The sequence below is a fragment of the Mycobacterium sp. B14F4 genome (assembly GCF_039871645.1).
Taxonomy (GTDB): domain Bacteria; phylum Actinomycetota; class Actinomycetes; order Mycobacteriales; family Mycobacteriaceae; genus Mycobacterium.
On record NZ_JBDPMF010000004.1, the window covers coordinates 440,815 to 458,153 of the forward strand.

Consider the following 17,339-nt stretch of genomic DNA (forward strand, 5'->3'; position numbering starts at 1 on the left):
TTCTAGGTCAAGGACAGCCCCGCCCGGGTCGGACACGAGGAGCACCGAGGACACATGCCGACGACCACGCCGGTCGACCTGTCGGATTCCGCGTTGTGGCAGAACGGGTTTCCCGACGAGCTCTTCGCCGAGCTGCGCCGGGACCGGCCGATCTTCCATCACGAGCTCACCGAGGGCGTGGCCGCGACGGTCAAGCGCGACTTCTGGGTGGCGACCAGGCTTCACCATGCCCATCGCATCCACCGCGACACCGACTCGTTCACCGCGGCGGACGGCCCCCTCATCCAGGGCGTCGGCGTCGTCGGATCGTTCCCCACCATCATCAACATGGATCCGCCCGATCTGGTGAAGCGGCGGCGGGTGATGTCGCACGCCTTCACGCCGAAGGCCATCGGCAAGCTGGAGAACGGCATCCGCACCCGCGCCGCCGCGATGATCGACAACCTGCTGGCCGCGCGCCGCGGCGATTGGATCGGCGACGTCGCCGACGTCCTGCCGATGTCGGTGATCGGCGACATCATCGGGATCCCCGAGGCTGACCGACCGGAGATCTTCGACACGTTCGACCGTATCCTGCAGGCGAATTCGCCCGAGTCGAGACTGACCGAGCAGGAGCAGTTCGAGCTGTTCAGCAAGATCTTCGCCTATGCGCTCGAACTGACCGCCGACAAGAGGCGCCACCCGGCCGACGACATCTGGAGCACATTGGCCTCGGCGGTCGTGACCGACGAGAACGGCGAGCAGCTGTCCATCCCCGCGAACGAGATGGAGATCTTCTTCTTCGTGATCGCGTTCGCGGGCAGCGACACCACCAAGAACGCGCTCGCGTACGGGCTGCGCGAGTTCGTCGCCAACCCCGGGCAGATACACCGCTACCGCACCGACGAATCGGTACGGCAGAGCGCGGTCGAGGAGGTGCTGCGGTGGGCGACGCCGGTCGCGTTCTGGACGCGCACCACCAAGGTCGACGTCGAGATGGACGGTGTCACGATCCCGCGCGGTGAGCGGGTGGTGTCGATGCTGCGGTCGGCGAACCGCGACGAGGACGTCTTCGCCGATCCCTTCACCTTCGACATCGGTCGCGCCGACAATCCGCATGTGGCGTTCGGCGGCGGTGGGCCGCACCACTGCCTCGGGGCTATGCTGGCCCGTGCCGAGATCAGGGCCGTGCTCGACGAATTGCTCTGCCGCGCTGAGGACATCAGCCTGGGCCCGGCCAAGGTCACCTATCCCAACCTGACCAACAACATGACCATCTTCGATGAGATGCCGATCTCGTTGCGGCCGCGCTGACGGCTAAAGCCCCTTGGGCCGCGTCCCGATCACGCCGTGGGCGGCCAGGCGCTCCACGTCGGCGCCGGTCAACCCGCACATCCCGGTGAGGACTTCGGCGTTGTGCTCGCCGAGCGTCGGCGGGGTGCGAAGCAGCCAGCGTTGCGCGCCGTCGAGGCGGCTGAACGGCGGGCAGGGGTACAGGTTCACGCCGGTACGCCGATGCTCGAGCGGTTCGAAGAAGCCCCGGTGCCGCAGCTGCGGGTTGTCGGTCACCAGCGACGGGGAGATCACCACCGCCGCCGGGATGCCCGCAGCGACAAGCTGTTCGGCCGCCTCCTCGGCGTCTCGGGTCGCGAGCCAGGCGTCGATGTCGGCGCCGCCGGTGATGTCGCCCAGCGCGGCGCGGTGCGCATCGGTGCCGACGGTGACCGCGATCCACCGATCCTCGCCGGCGCACCGGTAGATGTCCTGCGCCGCGTCGGTGTGACCGCGATTGCCCCGCCGTTCCATCACCCGGCCGAACACCTCGTATTCGATTGTCTGCGCCGCCGTTACGTTCAGCACGGTCTCGATCATGGGCACTTCGAGGAGCTGGCCCCGGCCGGTGCGGTCGCTGAACTGCCGCGCGGCAAGCAACGCGAACGCGGCGTGCGCCCCCGCCAGCGGGTCACACGCGCCGCGGGGCGCGATGGGCGGACCGTCGGGCAGGCCCGTCACCCAGGCCAGGCCGGCGATCTGCTCCATCGTCGGCGCGAAACCGACCCGGTCGCGCCACGGCCCGGTGAGCCCGAAGGCGGGCATGCGCATCATCACCAGGCGCGGGTTGAGTTCGAGCAGTTCCTCGGCCCCCAGGCCGAACTGCTCCATCACCCGCGGCGAGAAGTTCTCGACCACGGCGTCGGCCCGGCTGATCAGATGCTTGACGAGGCGGAGGCCCTCGTCGGACTGCAGATCCAGGGTGACGGACCGCTTGTTGGTGTTCATCGCGTGAAAGACCCAGCCGTACTCCCACCAGTCGTCGACATCCTTGCGCATCCCACCCGAGTAGCGGATGCCGTCCGGCCGCTGAATCGACTCGATCTTGATCACGTCCGCGCCCAACGCCGCCAGGGCGTGCGTCGCCGCCGGGCCGGCCCAGAAGGCGGTGAAGTCGACCACCCGCAGGCCGGCCAACGGAAGACCACCTGGTTCTGTGCGGACCTTGTGATGCCGAGGCGCCCAGAGCGGTTGGCCGTCGGCGTCGCCGATGCGGGGCGACGGCCGGACCGGTGCGGGACGGGCCCGCGACATCAGCCACGGCGGCCGGGGCTGGCGGAAGCCCGCCGGGTTGTCGACGTACACGCCGCGCTGCACGAGGTGGTCCATGTCCGGGATCGTCGCGCCGTTGCCCAACGGCGCCAACGGGAGTCGGAACAGCTGACCGAGTTCGACGATCTCCGCGACCGTGCGCTCCCGCATCCACGGGTCGATGCGTTCGCGGATCCAGTCGCGGTAGTCCCAGCGGCCGATCTGGAACTGCAGTTGGTCGATCTCGGTCAGTTCCGGACATTCGACCATTGCGGCGAAGTCGAGCCACTGCTGACCCGTGACCATGCTGATCCCGACGTAGCCGTCCTTGGCGGGCTCGATGGACGGCACCTCGATCGAGCGCCGAACGGGGGGAACCCGCAGCAGCGCGGAATGCAGCCATTCGCCGCTCTGCATCAGCGTCACCGCCTCGAGCATCGACATGTCGAGGTGGCCGCCTGCGCCGCCTGCGCGCACCCGGTGAGACAACGCCAGCGCGCCGAGGGCGGCCCACGCGCCACCCATGTACTCCCCCAGGTCACCGCCGACGGAGATGGGCGGACCCGCCGGGTCGCCGCGAAACCCGGTGAGGCCGGAGGCGGCCTGCAGCGTGAACTCGGTGGCGGGGCGCTCCGCCCACGGGCCCGTCCAGCCGAAGTCCGAGATCGTGACGACGACGCACCCGGGCGCGGTCGCCATGAGAACGTCCGGGTCGATGCCGACTCGTCGTGCGCCGGACTGGTTCGCGGTCACCACGACGACGTCGGCGCCGGCCAGTAGGTCGGTCGAACACGTTGTGACACTGCGCTTCCCGGCGTTCAGGTAGCTGAACAGCGGCGAGTCGGTCCCGTCGAGCGCCGCGCCCGTCATGGTCCGGCGGCGCAGCGGGTCCCCGTCGGCGGGTTCGACCTTGACCACGTCGGCGCCCGCGTCGGTGAGCAGCTTGCCGCAGTACGCGCCGGCGATCCTGTCGCTGACCTCGACGACGCGTAGGTCATCCAACGGGGTGGGTGCCCTGTCCGCAGAACCCACAGACTCCCTCTCCGACAGCCGACCGGCGTTTCTTTGCCATCTTAGTAACTATTGTCAGTTGGCGAACCGGTACGTCCCAGGTGAACGGCTTATCACTGTTAATATTGCCAAGTCATGACAACACTGGGAATTGGCCCCGAGGCGCGGCGTCGGTTGGGGGCACGCAGAACCGCCGAGATCGTCGCCGACGAACTGCGCCGCCAGATCATCGAGGGCGAACTCGCCGACGGTGATCTGCTTCCGCGCCAGGAGATCCTCGTCGAGCAGTTCAACGTCAGCCTGGTGTCGTTGCGAGAAGCGCTGCGAATCCTCGAGACCGAGGGACTGGTGTCGGTGCGTCGCGGCAACCGCGGCGGTGCGGTGGTGCACGCTCCGGCCAAGGCCAGCGCGGCCTACATGCTCGGGCTGTTGCTCCAGAGCGACTATGTCCCGCTTGCCGATCTCGGCACCGCCCTTCAGGAACTCGACCCCATGTGCGCGGCGCTGGCGGCGCGCCACCCCGAGCGCGGCAAGACGTTGATCCCGAAACTCAAAGAACTCAACGACGCCATGGCCGAACACATCGAGGACGGCGCGCGGTTCACCGAGATCGGCGGTCAGTTCCACGACGAGATCGTGCGCGGCTGCGGCAATCACACGATGATCGCGGTGGTGGGCAGCCTCGAGACGCTGTGGACCGGCCACTTGAACTGGTGGGCGGAGGAAACGGCGGCCAAGGGCGAATATCCCTCCATGAGCAAGCGCCGGATTGCGCTGAGCGTGCACCAGAAGATCACCGACGCCATCGACTCCGGTGACGCCGAACGGGCCCGCAAGCTGGCCGCGAGGCACGTCGCCGACACCCAGTCCTATCTGCTGGCGGGTGACCCGGAGCAACGCATCGTCGCGCTGTCGCCGCAGGCACTGGCGCAGCGCCAGCGCTGAAAGGTGCCAGGTGCGAACGGCGCTCATCACCGGCGGTAGCGGGGGTATCGGCAAGGCCTGCGGCCGCAGGCTGGTCGAAAGCGGTTACGACGTCGTCCTGACCGCCAGGCGCGAGACGCCGCTGCGGGCGGCAGCCGAGGAGATGGGCGCGCGCTACGTCGTCGCCGATGCCACCCGGCCGTCGACGTTCGAGCCGGCCGTCGAGGCGGCTGGTGACATCGACCTCCTCGTTCACGCCTCCGGCATCCTCGGCGGGACGTACGCGCGCAAGCAGACGTTCGAGCAGTGGCGGGCAACGATTTCGGCCAATCTCGACTCGTGCTTCGTGGTGACATCGGCGGCCCTGCCGCGGATGACGGCCGGTTCCCGCTTCGTGTTCATCTCATCGTCCGCGGCGCACGAACCGATGCGCGCGCGCACCGCGTACTCGGCTGCCAAGGCGGGCATGAACGCGTTCGCGGGCGCACTGGCCCAGGAGGTCGACCGCGACGGCATCAATGTGCACATCGTCACGCCGGGCCCGGTCGAGACCGAGATGCTGCAGGACGTGCCGTTCGAGATGTATGCGATCCGTGCCGCCGACGTCGCCGACGCCGTCGTCTGGCTCGACACCCTCGACCCGTCCGTGGACGTGCCCGAGATCCGGTTGCACGCGATGACGCGCGGCCCGTCGGCCCGGCCGCCGGTGGTCCCGCTCGAGGTCGAGCGCCGCGCCGTCAAGTGACTCCGCCTCAGAGTTCGCCCGGCAGTGCCTTCACGGTCGACGGCAGGCCGTAGAGCGCGGTCGCGTTGCCGCGCATGATCCGCTCACGCTGTTCGGCGGGAAAGCGCCGGATCGCCCAGTCCGGCGAGTCGTAGCTCCAGTGCGGATAGTCGGTGGAGAACATCAGGTTGTCGCCGAGGTCCATCATGTCCAGGTACTCGCGGTACACCCTGGTGTTGACCTCTTCGAGCGGCTGCGTGGTGAAGCGGACGTGCTCTCGGACATACTCCGAGGGTCTGCGTTTGACGTGCGGCAGGTCGGCCCTGCGCCGCTCCCAGATCCGGTCCATCCGCCACATCACCGGAAGCGCCCAGGTGAACCCGCCCTCGACGAACACGACGCGCAGCCCGGGATGGCGGTCGAACGCGCCGTCGAAGACCAGGCTCATCAGGTGTGAGACGTACAGCAGCGGCCAGGACGCGAAGAAGTCGTGCCAGTGCGCGGGGTTGCCGACCGGATAGATGGGGATCAGCTCAAACGGCGTCTGCCCCATCAGATGCGTGGCCACCGGCAGTCCGTGGCGTGCGGCGGCTTGGAACAGCGGATCGAAATGCGGGCTGCCGAACGGTATTCCGCGGGTCTGCGGGGTGATCAGCACCTCGGCCATGTAGGGATGGCCCGCCCACCGCTCGACTTCTGCGGCCGCGGCGTGCGGATCCTGGGCGGTGACGCTGATCGCGCCGCGCCACCGCCCGTGCCAGTTGTTGTCCGACAGCCACACGTCGGCCAGCCAGTCGTTGTGCGTGGCCTTGAGGACGTGCTCGGCCTGCGGCAGCTGCGCGTCGCACATCGGTTCCAGTACCGCGATGCTCACCCCCGCGTCCACGAGCAACTGCTTGGCCGCGAATTCCGGGTCACTGCCCGCGATCCCACCGCCGGGCGGGCTGGCGTCGACGCGCAGTGACATGGTCTTGTACGAGTCCGGTGTGTCGTAGAAGTGGGGCAACGGCGCCACGGCGTTGCCGGTCGGCCAGAGCTTGTCCCGCCATTCTGCGGGCGCATAGTCCTTGAGCACCTCGGCCGAAACCGGAAGCGGGTGGACATCGGTGTCGACGATGGTCACCGCGGTGTCCTGGGTGACGGCCGGCCTCTCGATCGTCGTCATTGCATGCTGCCCTCCACCTCGAACTCCAGCGCATACAAGCGGTTTGCGTTGCGCCACAGCACTTTGTCGCGTTGCTCAGAGTTGAGTCCGGCCACGGCCGCATCGGGGCCGGTTGTCGACCAGTGCGGATAGCTCGAGCCGTACATGAGCAGGTCCGCCTTGTCGGTGAAGTCCAGCCAGCGTTCGGCCTGCCCGGTGTCGGTGGGCCCGTCGAACGCCGACGAGCTGAACCGCACGTGATCCGGCAGATACTCGCTGGGATAGCGGTCCACCCAGGGGGTCTGGTCGCGCATCGACATCCAGAACGTGTCGAGGCGCCACATCAGCGGGGTGAGAATGTCGTAGCCCCCGTCGGTGAACACGAATCTCAGCCCCGGATGCCTGCCGAACATTCCCTCGACGATCAACGTCGCGAGGTGGACGAAGAAGTTCAGCGGCATGAACGCCGCGTATCCGGGATAGGTATGGGCGTGACCGGCGAACGTCGGGGCGTGGTCGACGCCGTTGCCGCCGTTGATGTGCACCGCCACCGGCAGGCCGTGCGCGGCGGCGGCCTCCCAGATCGGCTCGAACATCGGCTTGCCGTACGGTTCCCGCGACTGCAGCGGCACACCGACCTGGACCATCTTCGGGTGCCCGGCCAGTCGCTCGATCTCGGCGACGGCGCCTCTGACGTCCTCCGGGTTGACGCGGATGGTGCCGCGGAACCGGCCGGTGGTGTCGGGTTCGAGCCAGCGATCGAGCAGCCAGTCGTTGACCGCCGCGCAGATACGGCTGTTGAGCAGGTAGTCGGCGATGTTGCCGCGGGTCAACGGGTTCAGGATCGCGACGTCGACGCCGCCCTCGCCGAACAGATGCCGGGCGACGGTCTCGGGGTCCGACCCCGGATATCCGTTGCCGTAGAGATCGGCCCGGTAGTCGCCGCCGGGCGCCTGGTACCACTGCTGTTCGACGTCGGGGATCGCGCGCAGCTTGTGCGGGGCCGCCAGGTATTGGCGGATTTCGCTGTTGTACCGGAAGTGCGGCTGGACGCAGGTGTCGATCACTGGTGTTCTCATGCGATCACGTAGACCTGTCCGTCGGCGACGTCGACCTCGTAGGTGCGGACCCGCTTCGTGGGATCGGCGACGTTGAGGCCGGTGGTGATGTCGAACTCCCACTGATGCCACGGGCATCGCGCGATCTGGCCGTCGCGCACATGCCTGATGCCGTCCGGCATCTCCGGCGCGTACTCGGTGGTGCCGCGGACGTACCCCTCGCACAGCGGGGCGCCTTCGTGCGAGCAGTAGTTCGCGATCGCGTACAGCGACCCGCCGATGTTGTAGACGCCCACGCCGAACTGGCCCGCCGGCACCAGCTTCATGCTCCCGGGCGGCAGGTCCTCGATCGCACACACCGGTCGGCGCTGCATCACGTCCCCTCGGTCTCCTTGACCTAGAATACCTAAAATAGTAAAGATAGCCGCAGAGAGCCGCTACCTGCTGCCCAGGAGGCAAGGTGACGATCAGCACCGATTCGAACGACCAGCTTGCCCCCGATGTGGCCGATGATCCGTACGCGTTCTTCGAATACATGCGCAGGACGCAACCGGTGTGGCGCGGAACGCTGATGGAGAGCGATCTGATGCCGCCGGAACTCAAGACCTCCGAGAACTGGGTGCTGTTCGACTTCGAAAGCGTCTTCAGGGCATTCCGGGAAGACACCGTGTTCGCCTCGGAGATGTACAACAACACGATCGGGCTCGTCTTCGGGCCCACGATCCTCGGCATGCACGGCAAACAGCACCACGACCACCGCAGCCTGGTGTCGAAGGCCTTCCGGCAGAGCGCGCTCGCACAGTGGGAACCCGAGGTGATCGATCCGATCTGCGACCAACTGGTCGACGAGTTCAAAGACGACGGCGAAGTCGATCTGATAAAGGCGGTGACGTTCGAGTTCCCGACCCGGGTCACCGCGGCGCTACTCGGCCTGCCGCAGGACGATCTCGACATGTTCCGCCGGCTCTCGCTGGACCTCATCTCGATCACCGAGGACATCGAGGCGGGTCTGACGGCCTCGGTCGAATTGGGCACCTACTTCCAGGAACAGGTCGACCAGCGTCGCAGCAAGATGACCGACGACGTGATCGGCGATCTCGTCCGCGCGGAGATCGACGGCGAGAAGCTCACCGACGAGGCGATCATCTCGTTTCTGCGCCTGCTGTTGCCCGCGGGATTGGAGACCACGTATCGCTCGTCGAGCAACCTGTTGGCGCTGCTGCTCACCCACCTCGATCAACTGGAGGCGCTGCAGCGTGATCGGGACCTGATCCCGGCGGCGATCGAGGAAGGTATCCGGTATGAGACGCCACTGGTGCTGGTGGCGCGCAATACCACTCGCGACGTCGAGATGCACGGCATGACGATCCCGGCGGGCGCGCAGGTCAATCTGTGCATGGGTTCGGCGAATCGCGACGCCAAGCGGTGGGACAACCCCGATGTGTTCGACATACATCGGCCCCGTCGCGCGCACATCTCGTTCGCCGGCGGGATCCACAGTTGTCTGGGCATGCATCTCGCGCGAGTGGAAACGCGGGCGATGCTCAACAGCCTCTTCGACCGGGTGACCGACCTTGCGCTCCTCGAGGACGAGGACACGAAGATCACGGGCATGCCGTTCCGCTCCCCCAGGCACCTACCCGTGACCTTCCGTCCGGTCGCATGAGGAGTCGCGCGGCGATCCTGCACGACGTGGGCCGGCAGTGGTCCGTCGAAGACTTCGAGCTCGATCCGCCCAAGGCCGGCGAGGTGCTCGTCGAGATGGCCGCCGCCGGGCTGTGTCATTCCGACGAACACATCCGCAACGGCGACATGTCGGCATCCAATGAGGTGATGGAGGCCTACGGCCTGCCGTCGATGTTCCCGATGATCGGCGGGCACGAGGGCGCCGGCGTCGTGCTCGACGTCGGCCGTGGTGTCACCGAGTTCGCGCCGGGTGACCATGTGGTGACGACCTTCGTCGCGGTGTGTGGCCGCTGCCGGTGGTGCAACTCGGGGATGGAGTACATCTGCGATATGGGCGCACAGGTGATGGTGCCCGGTATGCCGACCGACGGCACCTTCCGCCATCACACCGCCGACGGCCGTCAGCTCGGGCATCTGTCGAAGGTGGGCGCGTTCTCGAAACACACCGTGGTGTCAACGGATTCGATCGTCAAGATCGATCCGCACCTGCCGTTGCTGCCGATGGCGCTGCTGTCGTGCGGGATCCCGACCGGCTACGGCTCCGCCGAGAACCGTGCCAAGGTGCGGACCGGCGATACCGTCGTCGTCATCGGCGTCGGGGGCATCGGCACCGCAGCGATCCAGGGCGCGCGCATCAACGGCGCCGCGCAGATCGTCGCGGTGGATCCCGTCGAGTTCAAACAGAAGTCGGCGCTGGGATTCGGCGCCACACACACGGCCTCGACCACCGAGGAGGCCGCCGACCTGGTTCGCGATCTGACCAGCGGCGTGATGGCCGACAGTGTCGTCGTCGCACCGTCGTTGATCACCGAGCCCGACGTCCAGGCCGCTCTGAGCCTGACGCGCAAGGGCGGCACCTGCGTGCTGACCGGGATGACCAGGCAGACCACCAGCTCCATCGCGATCAACCTGCAGGACTTCATCCTCTGGAACAAGAACCTCGTCGGCACGGTGTTCGGGTCGTGCAACCCGAGGGTCGACATCGCCCGGTTCGCGCGGCTCTACGAGACCGGCCTTCTCCGGCTCGACGAGATGATCACCCGGCGCTACCGGCTCGAGGACATCAACGACGGGTACCGGGACCAGATGAACGGCGAGATCATCCGCGGGGTGATCGATTTCGGGCTGAAGTGATCGGAGGCTCGCCCGGACGGCTACACGATGCGTGACGCGCGACCCTGCCAGTAGCGGTCGCGGATGCGCCGTTTGTACAGCTTGCCGTTGGGGTCGCGCGGCAGGGCGGCGTCGAAGTCGATTGTGCGCGGGCACTTGTAGCCGGCGAGACGTGCCCGGCAGTAGTCGATCAGCTCGGTGGCGAGTGCAGGTCCCGGCGTCACGCCGTCGCGCGGTTGCACCACCGCCTTGACCTCCTCGCCGAATTCGTCGTTCGGCACACCGAACACGGCCGCGTCGACCAGTTCTGGGTGCATGACCAGGAGGTTCTCCACCTCCTGCGGGTAGATGTTCACCCCACCCGAGACGATCATGTACGTCGACCGGTCGGTTAGGTACAGGTAGCCGTCCGCGTCGAGATACCCCACGTCGCCCAGCGATCGCCACCCCCGCGCGTTGGCCACCGACGCCGTCTTCTGCGGATCCTTGAAATACTCGAACTCGGGTCCGCCTTCGAAGAACAACTCGCCGGCCTCTCCGGTGGGCAGCTCCCTGCCGTCCTCACCCAGCACATGCACCGGCGTGTACGGCTTACCCACCGAACCCGGATGCGCCAGCCATTCCTGAGGGCCGATCGTCGATCCGGCGAAACCCTCGGTGCCGCCGTAGTACTCGTGGACGACCGGCCCGAGCCAGTCCATCATGCGGTGCTTGACGTCGACCGGGCACGGCGCGGCTGCGTGGATCACGCACTGCAGGCTGGAGACGTCGTAGGACTCCCGCACCTCCTCGGGCAGCTTGAGCATGCGCACGAACATGGTCGGCACGAACTGGGCGTGCGTGACGCGGTGCGTCTCGATCAGCCGCAGCACGGTCTCGGCGTCGAACTTGCGCATCAACACCGTCGCCGCACCGACCCGCTGCACCGCCATCGTGTAGTTGACGCCCGCCGCGTGATAGAGCGGGGCCGGCGAGAGGTACACGCTGTCGCTCGTCATTGCATAACGTTGGCGCAGAGCGTTTTCCAGAACGCTCTGCCCCCACGACCCTTCGCCGCCCGCCGGCAGCGGCCGGCGCACCGCCTTGGGCCGCCCCGTGGTTCCCGACGAGTACAGCATCTCCGACCCGTCGCAGCGCGGTGGCGGCGTACCCGCCGAGGCGAGCGCATCGCCGTAGGCGCACCACCCGGAAATCTCGCCGCCGACACAGATCCGGAGGTCGACGGCGCCGACGCGCTCGGCCAGCCCGGCCAGCGAGGCGTCGACGAACACCGCCTTGGCCTCGGAGTCGCCGACGACGTACGCGACGTCCTCCGCGGTGGAGTGGGTATTCACCGCCGAGTAGTACAGCCCGGACAGTTGGCAGCCCCAGGTGATCTCGAGGAATTCGCGGCGGTTCGGCAGCACCAGTGCGACGCCGTCACCGCGGCGCAGTCCCGCGTCGTGTAGCAGTGCGGCAACGCGTTGGCAGCGTTCGTACAGTTCGCCGTAGCTGACGATGTCGCCGTCGGCCTCGATCAGTGCGGGCGCATCCGGCGCGGCGGTGTACACCTACGTGGCGGCGCCATCGGTCGACGCGGCGGCCTGCCGCTGTGCCATCTCCGAGGGCAGGATCTTGTCCCGGAACACGGTCTGGATCAGCTCCTGGACGTCCTTGCTGATCGAGGCCAGCGCGACCAGGTCGTTGGAGCTCTGCCAGTGCACCCGCATGCCCATCAACTCCCATGCCCGTTTCAGGTTGGCCTTCGTCGCCAGCAGTGTCGTCATCGGCGCACGGGCGATGTGACGGGCGATCGCCTCGACGCGGTCGTCGAGATCCTCGCGCTTGACGACCTCGTTGACCAGACCCACCTCCAGCGCCTTGCGCGCATCGATAACCTCGGCCAGGAAGAGGTAGTAGGCCGCCCGGCGCCAGTTCATGAAAACCCATGGCTCGATGGAGCATTCGCCGGACGGCATCCCGAAGCCCTGCAGCGGCGGATAGGAGAAGTAGGCGTCCTCGGAGGCGATCACGATGTCAGTGATCAGCCCCATGTGCGTGCCGCCGCCGACGCAGTAGCCGTGCACCTGCGCGATCGTCGGCTTGGAGAACTCCCACAGGTTCAGCGTCGGCTTGACGAACAGGTCGGACTGCGGTTTCCACGGGTGGCCCATCCTCATCGCGCCCTCGACGAACGCCGGGTAGTCGACGGCGTTGTTGCCGATGGCGTGTCCGGAGCAGAAGCCCTTTCCGTTGGCCTTCAGCACCAGAACCTTGATGTCGTAGTCCCGGTCGGCGTCGAGCAGGGCCGCATCGACCTCCTCGGCGAGCTTCTGGTCCTGCGCGTTGGCCTTCTCGGGCCAGTTGAGGATGATGCGCGCGATCGGCCCGTCCTTCTGGTAGATGATTCTCTCGCGTGTCTCGTTGAGGTCCACTCGTCTCCTTCTTTCGTTATGTGGTGATCACACCGATCTCGGCGCCGATGTCGTAGGTGGTGCCGACCTCGCCCGTCCAGTGCACGGTGCCGGAGGCCCCGGCCTCGATCTCCTGTTCGGTCTTCTCGGTGGCGATCGTGTAGAGGGGCGTGCCCTCTTCGACGTGCTGGCCCGCCTCCACGAGGAACTCGGTGAGTTCGGCTTCGGAGACGGCCACGGACACGCGCGGGATTCGAATGACGAAGTCAGGCACGCAGACCCACCTTGTCGAGGGTGCGCTGCGCGGCAGCGACGATGCGCGCCGCCGACGGGTAGAGCTGGGCTTCCAGCGCCGGGGCCGCCGGCGTGGGAACGAACCGCGCCGCGACCCGTTCGACGGGGGCGGCGAGTTCGTCGAAGCACTCGGCCTGCAGCGTCGCGACGATCTCGGCGCCCGGCCCGGCGAACTGCACCGCGTCGTGGACGACCACGGCGCGTCGGGTCCGGCGCACCGATTCGGCGATCGTGTCGACGTCGAGTGGCACGAGCGTGCGCAGATCGATCACCTCGGCGCTGACGCCCCGCTCGTCGAGCACCGCCGCGGCGCCCAGCGCCTCATGCACGCTGCGCCCGTAACTTATCAGCGTGACGTCGGAGCCGGCGCGCTTGACGTCTGCCACACCGAGCGGGATCGAGAACCCGGGATCGGTTGGCACCAAGCCCTTCTGGGCCTGCAGGCGGATGGTCTCGACGAACAGGCACGGGTCCTCGTCGAAGATCGCCGACGTCAGCAGTCCCTTGCCGTCACGTGGCGTGGACGGCACGATCACCTTCATCCCGGGAATATGCATGAACCACGCTTCCAGGCTCTGCGAATGCGTCGCGCCCGTCGCGAGGCCGCCGTACACCTGGGTGCGCACGGTGATCGGTGCGGTGGTCCGGCCCGCCGTCATGAACCGCAGCTTGGCCGCATTGTTGATGAGTTGGTCGGCGGCGATGCCGATGAAGTCCATGATCATGATCTCGGCGACGGGGAGCAGCCCGTCGATCGCGGCCCCGATCGCGGCGCCGACGATCGCGGCTTCGGAGATCGGGGTGTCGAGCACACGTTCGTGGCCGTACTTCGTCGACAGGCCGGCGGTCGGCCCGGACGCGCCGGGGTCGGCGATGTCCTCCCCCAGCAGGAACACCCGCTCGTCGGCCGCCATCGCCTGATCGAGCGCGAGGTGCAACGCCTCGCGCATCGACATCTCTCGTTCGTCCATGTGTCGTCCTCAGACCGGATAGCGGATCGGGGTCGCGTAGACGTCGCGGTCGAGTTCGTCGGCCGACGGCGGACCGGCTTCCAGTACCGCTGCGAGCGCACGCTCGACCTCGTCGACCGCCTCGCGTTCGAGGCTTTCGAGGTCGTTCTCGGTGCAGACCCCCGAGTCGAGGAGGTGGCGACGGAACCGCGGCACCGGGTCGGCCGCCAAGGCCGCCTCGAGCTGCTCGGCCGGGATGTAGGGCATCCGGTCGCCGAAGTAGTGGCCGCGGAACCGGAACGTCACACACTCGAGCAGTGTGGGACCCTCACCGCCTCTTGCCTTTTCGACGGCGTCCTGCAGTGCGGCGGTGACGGCGAGCGGATCGTTGCCGTCGACGCGGACGCCGGGCATGCCGTAGCCGGCGGCCCGGTCGGCCACCCGGTCGAGCTTCATGGTGTCGGCGGTGGGGGTCATCTCCGCGTACAGGTTGTTCTGGCAGAGGAAGACCACAGGCAGGTTCCATAGCGCCGCCATGTTCGCGGCCTCGTGGAACGAACCGGTGTTGGTGGCGCCGTCGCCGAAGCTCACCACGGTGACGCGGTTCAGGCCCTTGCGCCGCGCCGCCATCGCCAGGCCGACCGCGACGGGCGGCCCGGCGCCGACGATGCCGGTCGACAGCATCACACCCCGGTCCGGCTTGGCGATGTGCATGGTCCCGCCCTTGCCGCGGCCGGCGCCGACGGTGCGCCCCATCATCTCGCCGTAGATTTCGGTGAGCGGAACGCCTTTGCCGATGAGATCGTGCAGCCCCCGATACGTCGTCACCAGTTGGTCGTCGACGCGCAGCACGACACCCATCGCGGCGGCGATCGCCTCCTGGCCGCGCGACGGCCAGTACACGCACATGAACTCGCCGGTGCCGATGCCCTTGCTCAGCCGGTCGTCGGCGGCCTTCATCAGCGTCATCGACGCATACAGGCGCCGCTGGACGTCATCTGGCTGAGTCATGGCCCGAGCGAACCGATCTCGCGATACACCCGAGGCACTGGCGGCGGGTCCATACCCAGGTTCTCCATCCCGGTCAGCTCACCGCGGGCGCCCAGCTCGCCCAGTCGGGCCACCGTCGCCTCGAGGTCGTCGCAGTCGAGTTCGTAGATCGCGATGAACGGGCCGGTGCCGTCCGTCGGCGCGAACCGCCGCGCCGACACGATGCCCTCGACCGAGAGGATCTGCGCCAGATGCGTCTCGTTGTACCAGGTGTGGTAGTCGGCTTCCCTGTCCGGTGACGGCGGCATGGTCTCGACATACATGATCCCTCTCGGCACGCTCATCCCTTCCTACGCGCCCGACCACGGCTTGACTTTGAGGAACCCGCCCGCGTCGACACGCAGCTGCTGCCCGGTGATGTAGCGGGCCGCATCCGAGGCGAGGAACAGCACCGCTTCGCTGATGTCCTCGGGCTCGACGTAGGGAATCGGCATTCCCTGGATCACCGGGAAGACGACTTCGGCATCTTCGCGGGTGGGGTTCGGCAGGTCCGGCCGGAACGCGCGGTACATGGGCGGGCTGTGCAGCATGTCGGTGTTGCAGTTCGTCGGGTGAATGGCGTTGACGCGAATGCTGTTCGGCGCCAGTACGTGCGCGAGATCGTTGACGTAGTGCGCGATCACCTGTTTGGCGAACGCGTAGCCGGCCCCTCCCGGTCCCCCGTCGATGCCGCTGGTGTTCATCGATGCCATGAACGCCGCCACCGATCCCGTCGCGATGATCGAGGCGCCGGCCTGCAGGTGCTTCATGCTCGCGTGGACGAGGTTGAGGACGCCGACCAGGTCGACGTCGACCGCGTCGACGAACGCCTGCGGCGGCAGGCCCGCGGTCAGCGGACAGATGCCCGCGTTGGCCACGACGATGTCGAGGTGCCCGAGTTCGGTGACCCCGCGATCGATCGCCGCCGCCAGCGCCGCCCGGTCGCGGACGTCGGCGATCTCGGTGTAGGCGCGCTGCCCCTCCTTCTCGACGAGGCGCGCGGTCTCGTCGAGGTCCTCCGGTCGTGCGAGCGGGTATTCGTTCGTCTCGATGTCGGCGCAGATGTCGACGGCGATGATGTCGGCGCCCTCGGCCGCCAACGTCCTGGCGTGCGAGCGGCCCTGCCCTCGCGCAGCGCCGCTGACCAGCGCCACTTTGCCGGCGACCCTGCCCATCGTTGCCTCCTGTGGTTCCCGCCAACTCTAAGGCCTCAACTAGCTATACTCATAAAAATAGATAAAAAGCCCGTATGATCCGACAGGACCCCGGTGGACTTCTCCGACCCTCCCGACGTGGAGCGGTTCCGCAAGGAACTGCGCGCCTGGTTGGCCGCGCACCTCGCCGACGAGGTGGTGACCGCCGGTCGTCGACGCGCCCGCGACGCCGATGCGTTCGACATCCTGCGGGCGTGGGACGCCTGCGTCGCGGATGCGGGTTGGGGCGCTGTCTCCTGGCCCGCCGAGTACGGCGGCCGCGGTGCGACGGTGCTCGAGCAGCTGGCCTACGCCGAGGAAACCACGCGTGCGCGAGCTCCCGTGCCGCTCAACGTGATCGGCTTGAACAACATCGCACCGGCGATCATGCAGTACGGCACCGAGGCGCAGAAGCGCGAGCTGCTGCCCAGAATGGTCCGTGCCGATGACATCTGGTGCCAGGGCATGTCGGAGCCGGATGCCGGATCCGACCTGGCCGCGCTGCGCACCCGCGCGGTGCGCGAGGGTGAGCACTTCGTGGTCAACGGGCAGAAGATCTGGACGTCGCTGGGCCATCGCGCCGACTGGTGCCAGTTGTATGTTCGCACCGATCCGGACGCACCCAAGCACAAGGGCATCTCGTGCCTGATCGTCGACATGACGCTGCCCGGAATCGAGGCGCGTCCGCTGGTCACCCTGAACGGGTCCGCCGACTTCGCCGAAGTCTTCTTCTATGACGTCCGCGTCCCGGCCGACTCGCTGCTCGGCCCTCTCAACGGTGGCTGGGCGGTCGCGACCACGACGTTGAGTCACGAACGGGCCGGTGCGGCACGGCTGTACGCCCAACTGCAACTGCAGTTGCGGGACCTGGTGGCCGACCTGGCCGGGGTGACCGTCGCAGGTCGCCCGGTGGTCGAGGACCCGTCGGTGCTGCGCCGCCTGGGTGAGCTGTCGGTACGCATCGATTTTCTCGAAATGCTCTGCAAGAGGGCGATCTCCACGACGCTGCACGGCGGCGACGGGCTGAGCTCGGCCAGCCTCGCCAAGAGCGTCTGGGCCGAGGCGGGGCAGGAACTCGCCGCGCTCGCCTACGACATCCTCGGACCGCTGGGCCCAGGCGCGAGCAGCGGATGCAGCAACCGGTGGGCCGACCAGCGGCTGTCGTCGCGCTCGCTGACGATCGCGGGCGGAACCACGCAGATCAACAAGGGCATCATCGCCACCCGCGTGTTGGGGTTGCCGCGGCGATGAGCGCTTG

General features: G+C 67.6%; 17 protein-coding genes. 6 read left to right on the plus strand and 11 right to left on the minus strand.

Annotated elements, in window-relative coordinates; genetic code table 11:
- Positions 1 to 54 precede the first annotated feature (54 nt).
- Positions 55 to 1,293, plus strand: coding sequence for a cytochrome P450 (locus ABGB19_RS14585; protein WP_347686652.1), 1,239 nt, complete (start codon positions 55 to 57; stop codon positions 1,291 to 1,293).
- A 3-nt stretch (positions 1,294 to 1,296) separates the two neighbouring features.
- On the opposite strand, the gene ABGB19_RS14590 is transcribed toward ABGB19_RS14585, so the two are convergent.
- Positions 1,297 to 3,594 carry a CoA transferase gene (locus ABGB19_RS14590; RefSeq protein ID WP_347686653.1) on the minus strand — a complete coding sequence of 766 codons (2,298 nt, stop codon included), beginning with the start codon at positions 3,592 to 3,594 and terminating at the stop codon, positions 1,297 to 1,299.
- 114 nt (positions 3,595 to 3,708) lie between these two features.
- Here ABGB19_RS14590 and ABGB19_RS14595 point away from each other — a divergent pair, with 114 nt between their 5' ends.
- Positions 3,709 to 4,518, plus strand: a complete 810-nt coding sequence (locus tag ABGB19_RS14595) for an FCD domain-containing protein (protein WP_347686654.1) — start codon at positions 3,709 to 3,711, stop codon at positions 4,516 to 4,518.
- Positions 4,519 to 4,528: 10 nt separating this feature from the next.
- Complete coding sequence (locus tag ABGB19_RS14600; protein ID WP_347686655.1) at positions 4,529 to 5,242, plus strand: SDR family oxidoreductase; 714 nt, start codon at positions 4,529 to 4,531, stop codon at positions 5,240 to 5,242.
- A gap of 7 nt (positions 5,243 to 5,249) precedes the next feature.
- Here ABGB19_RS14600 and ABGB19_RS14605 read toward each other — a convergent pair whose 3' ends face one another.
- From ABGB19_RS14605 to ABGB19_RS14615, 3 genes are read right to left on the minus strand one after another with little or no spacing between them, the layout of a single operon-like run.
- Positions 5,250 to 6,386 (minus strand): amidohydrolase family protein, encoded by a 1,137-nt coding sequence (locus tag ABGB19_RS14605; RefSeq protein WP_347686656.1) that lies wholly within the window; start codon positions 6,384 to 6,386, stop codon positions 5,250 to 5,252.
- Positions 6,383 to 7,444: an amidohydrolase family protein gene (locus ABGB19_RS14610; protein ID WP_347686657.1), complete on the minus strand. Its 1,062-nt coding sequence runs from the start codon at positions 7,442 to 7,444 to the stop codon at positions 6,383 to 6,385. The genes ABGB19_RS14605 and ABGB19_RS14610 overlap by 4 nt, the downstream gene beginning before the upstream one ends.
- The gene (locus ABGB19_RS14615) at positions 7,441 to 7,797 is read right to left on the minus strand and encodes a Rieske (2Fe-2S) protein (RefSeq protein WP_347686751.1); all 357 of its coding nucleotides are present in this window, start codon (positions 7,795 to 7,797) and stop codon (positions 7,441 to 7,443) included. The genes ABGB19_RS14610 and ABGB19_RS14615 overlap by 4 nt, the downstream gene beginning before the upstream one ends.
- A gap of 161 nt (positions 7,798 to 7,958) precedes the next feature.
- On the opposite strand from ABGB19_RS14615, the gene ABGB19_RS14620 reads away from it, so the two are divergent.
- Together ABGB19_RS14620 and ABGB19_RS14625 are read left to right on the plus strand one after the other, a co-directional pair.
- Positions 7,959 to 9,089 (plus strand): cytochrome P450, encoded by a 1,131-nt coding sequence (locus tag ABGB19_RS14620; RefSeq protein ID WP_347686752.1) that lies wholly within the window; start codon positions 7,959 to 7,961, stop codon positions 9,087 to 9,089.
- On the plus strand, positions 9,086 to 10,243 hold the full coding sequence (locus tag ABGB19_RS14625; protein WP_347686658.1) for a Zn-dependent alcohol dehydrogenase: 1,158 nt from the start codon (positions 9,086 to 9,088) through the stop codon (positions 10,241 to 10,243). Before ABGB19_RS14620 ends, ABGB19_RS14625 begins: the two co-directional genes overlap by 4 nt.
- Before the next feature lie 20 nt (positions 10,244 to 10,263).
- Here ABGB19_RS14625 and ABGB19_RS14630 read toward each other — a convergent pair whose 3' ends face one another.
- Genes ABGB19_RS14630 through ABGB19_RS14660 form a run of 7 tightly spaced genes read right to left on the minus strand, consistent with a single transcriptional unit; the run spans position 10,264 to position 16,063 of the window.
- Positions 10,264 to 11,772 carry an acyl-CoA synthetase gene (locus tag ABGB19_RS14630; protein ID WP_347686659.1) on the minus strand — a complete coding sequence of 503 codons (1,509 nt, stop codon included), beginning with the start codon at positions 11,770 to 11,772 and terminating at the stop codon, positions 10,264 to 10,266.
- Entirely contained in the window at positions 11,773 to 12,636 is an 864-nt protein-coding gene (locus ABGB19_RS14635; protein ID WP_347686660.1) for an enoyl-CoA hydratase-related protein, read from the minus strand.
- Positions 12,637 to 12,652: 16 nt separating this feature from the next.
- The gene (locus ABGB19_RS14640; protein ID WP_347686661.1) at positions 12,653 to 12,889 is read right to left on the minus strand and encodes a biotin/lipoyl-containing protein; all 237 of its coding nucleotides are present in this window, start codon (positions 12,887 to 12,889) and stop codon (positions 12,653 to 12,655) included.
- Positions 12,882 to 13,880, minus strand: a complete 999-nt coding sequence (locus ABGB19_RS14645) for a transketolase C-terminal domain-containing protein (protein ID WP_347686662.1) — start codon at positions 13,878 to 13,880, stop codon at positions 12,882 to 12,884. The genes ABGB19_RS14640 and ABGB19_RS14645 overlap by 8 nt, the downstream gene beginning before the upstream one ends.
- Positions 13,881 to 13,889: 9 nt before the next feature.
- On the minus strand, positions 13,890 to 14,870 hold the full coding sequence (locus ABGB19_RS14650; RefSeq protein WP_347686663.1) for a thiamine pyrophosphate-dependent dehydrogenase E1 component subunit alpha: 981 nt from the start codon (positions 14,868 to 14,870) through the stop codon (positions 13,890 to 13,892).
- Positions 14,867 to 15,193, minus strand: coding sequence for a hypothetical protein (locus tag ABGB19_RS14655; RefSeq protein WP_347686664.1), 327 nt, complete (start codon positions 15,191 to 15,193; stop codon positions 14,867 to 14,869). Before ABGB19_RS14655 ends, ABGB19_RS14650 begins: the two co-directional genes overlap by 4 nt.
- 6 nt (positions 15,194 to 15,199) lie before the next feature.
- A complete protein-coding gene (locus tag ABGB19_RS14660) occupies positions 15,200 to 16,063 on the minus strand; it encodes a mycofactocin-coupled SDR family oxidoreductase (RefSeq protein ID WP_347686665.1) in 864 nt (287 codons plus the stop codon).
- Between the two features lie 93 nt (positions 16,064 to 16,156).
- On the opposite strand from ABGB19_RS14660, the gene ABGB19_RS14665 reads away from it, so the two are divergent.
- Complete coding sequence (locus ABGB19_RS14665) at positions 16,157 to 17,332, plus strand: acyl-CoA dehydrogenase family protein (protein WP_347686666.1); 1,176 nt, start codon at positions 16,157 to 16,159, stop codon at positions 17,330 to 17,332.
- The last annotated feature ends 7 nt before the right edge of the window (positions 17,333 to 17,339 follow it).

Bases quoted from the DNA above. Each gene is read 5' to 3' on its own strand.
- ABGB19_RS14585 (WP_347686652.1), top strand. From the start codon at position 55: ATGCCGACGACCACGCCGGTCGACCTGTCGGATTCCGCGTTGTGGCAG.
- ABGB19_RS14595 (WP_347686654.1), top strand. From the start codon at position 3,709: ATGACAACACTGGGAATTGGCCCCGAGGCGCGGCGTCGGTTGGGGGCA.
- ABGB19_RS14605 (WP_347686656.1), bottom strand. From the start codon at position 6,386: ATGACGACGATCGAGAGGCCGGCCGTCACCCAGGACACCGCGGTGACC.
- ABGB19_RS14610 (WP_347686657.1), bottom strand. From the start codon at position 7,444: ATGAGAACACCAGTGATCGACACCTGCGTCCAGCCGCACTTCCGGTAC.
- ABGB19_RS14615 (WP_347686751.1), bottom strand. From the start codon at position 7,797: ATGCAGCGCCGACCGGTGTGTGCGATCGAGGACCTGCCGCCCGGGAGC.
- ABGB19_RS14620 (WP_347686752.1), top strand. From the start codon at position 7,959: ATGCGCAGGACGCAACCGGTGTGGCGCGGAACGCTGATGGAGAGCGAT.
- ABGB19_RS14625 (WP_347686658.1), top strand. From the start codon at position 9,086: ATGAGGAGTCGCGCGGCGATCCTGCACGACGTGGGCCGGCAGTGGTCC.
- ABGB19_RS14645 (WP_347686662.1), bottom strand. From the start codon at position 13,880: ATGGACGAACGAGAGATGTCGATGCGCGAGGCGTTGCACCTCGCGCTC.
- ABGB19_RS14650 (WP_347686663.1), bottom strand. From the start codon at position 14,870: ATGACTCAGCCAGATGACGTCCAGCGGCGCCTGTATGCGTCGATGACG.
- ABGB19_RS14655 (WP_347686664.1), bottom strand. From the start codon at position 15,193: ATGAGCGTGCCGAGAGGGATCATGTATGTCGAGACCATGCCGCCGTCA.
- ABGB19_RS14660 (WP_347686665.1), bottom strand. From the start codon at position 16,063: ATGGGCAGGGTCGCCGGCAAAGTGGCGCTGGTCAGCGGCGCTGCGCGA.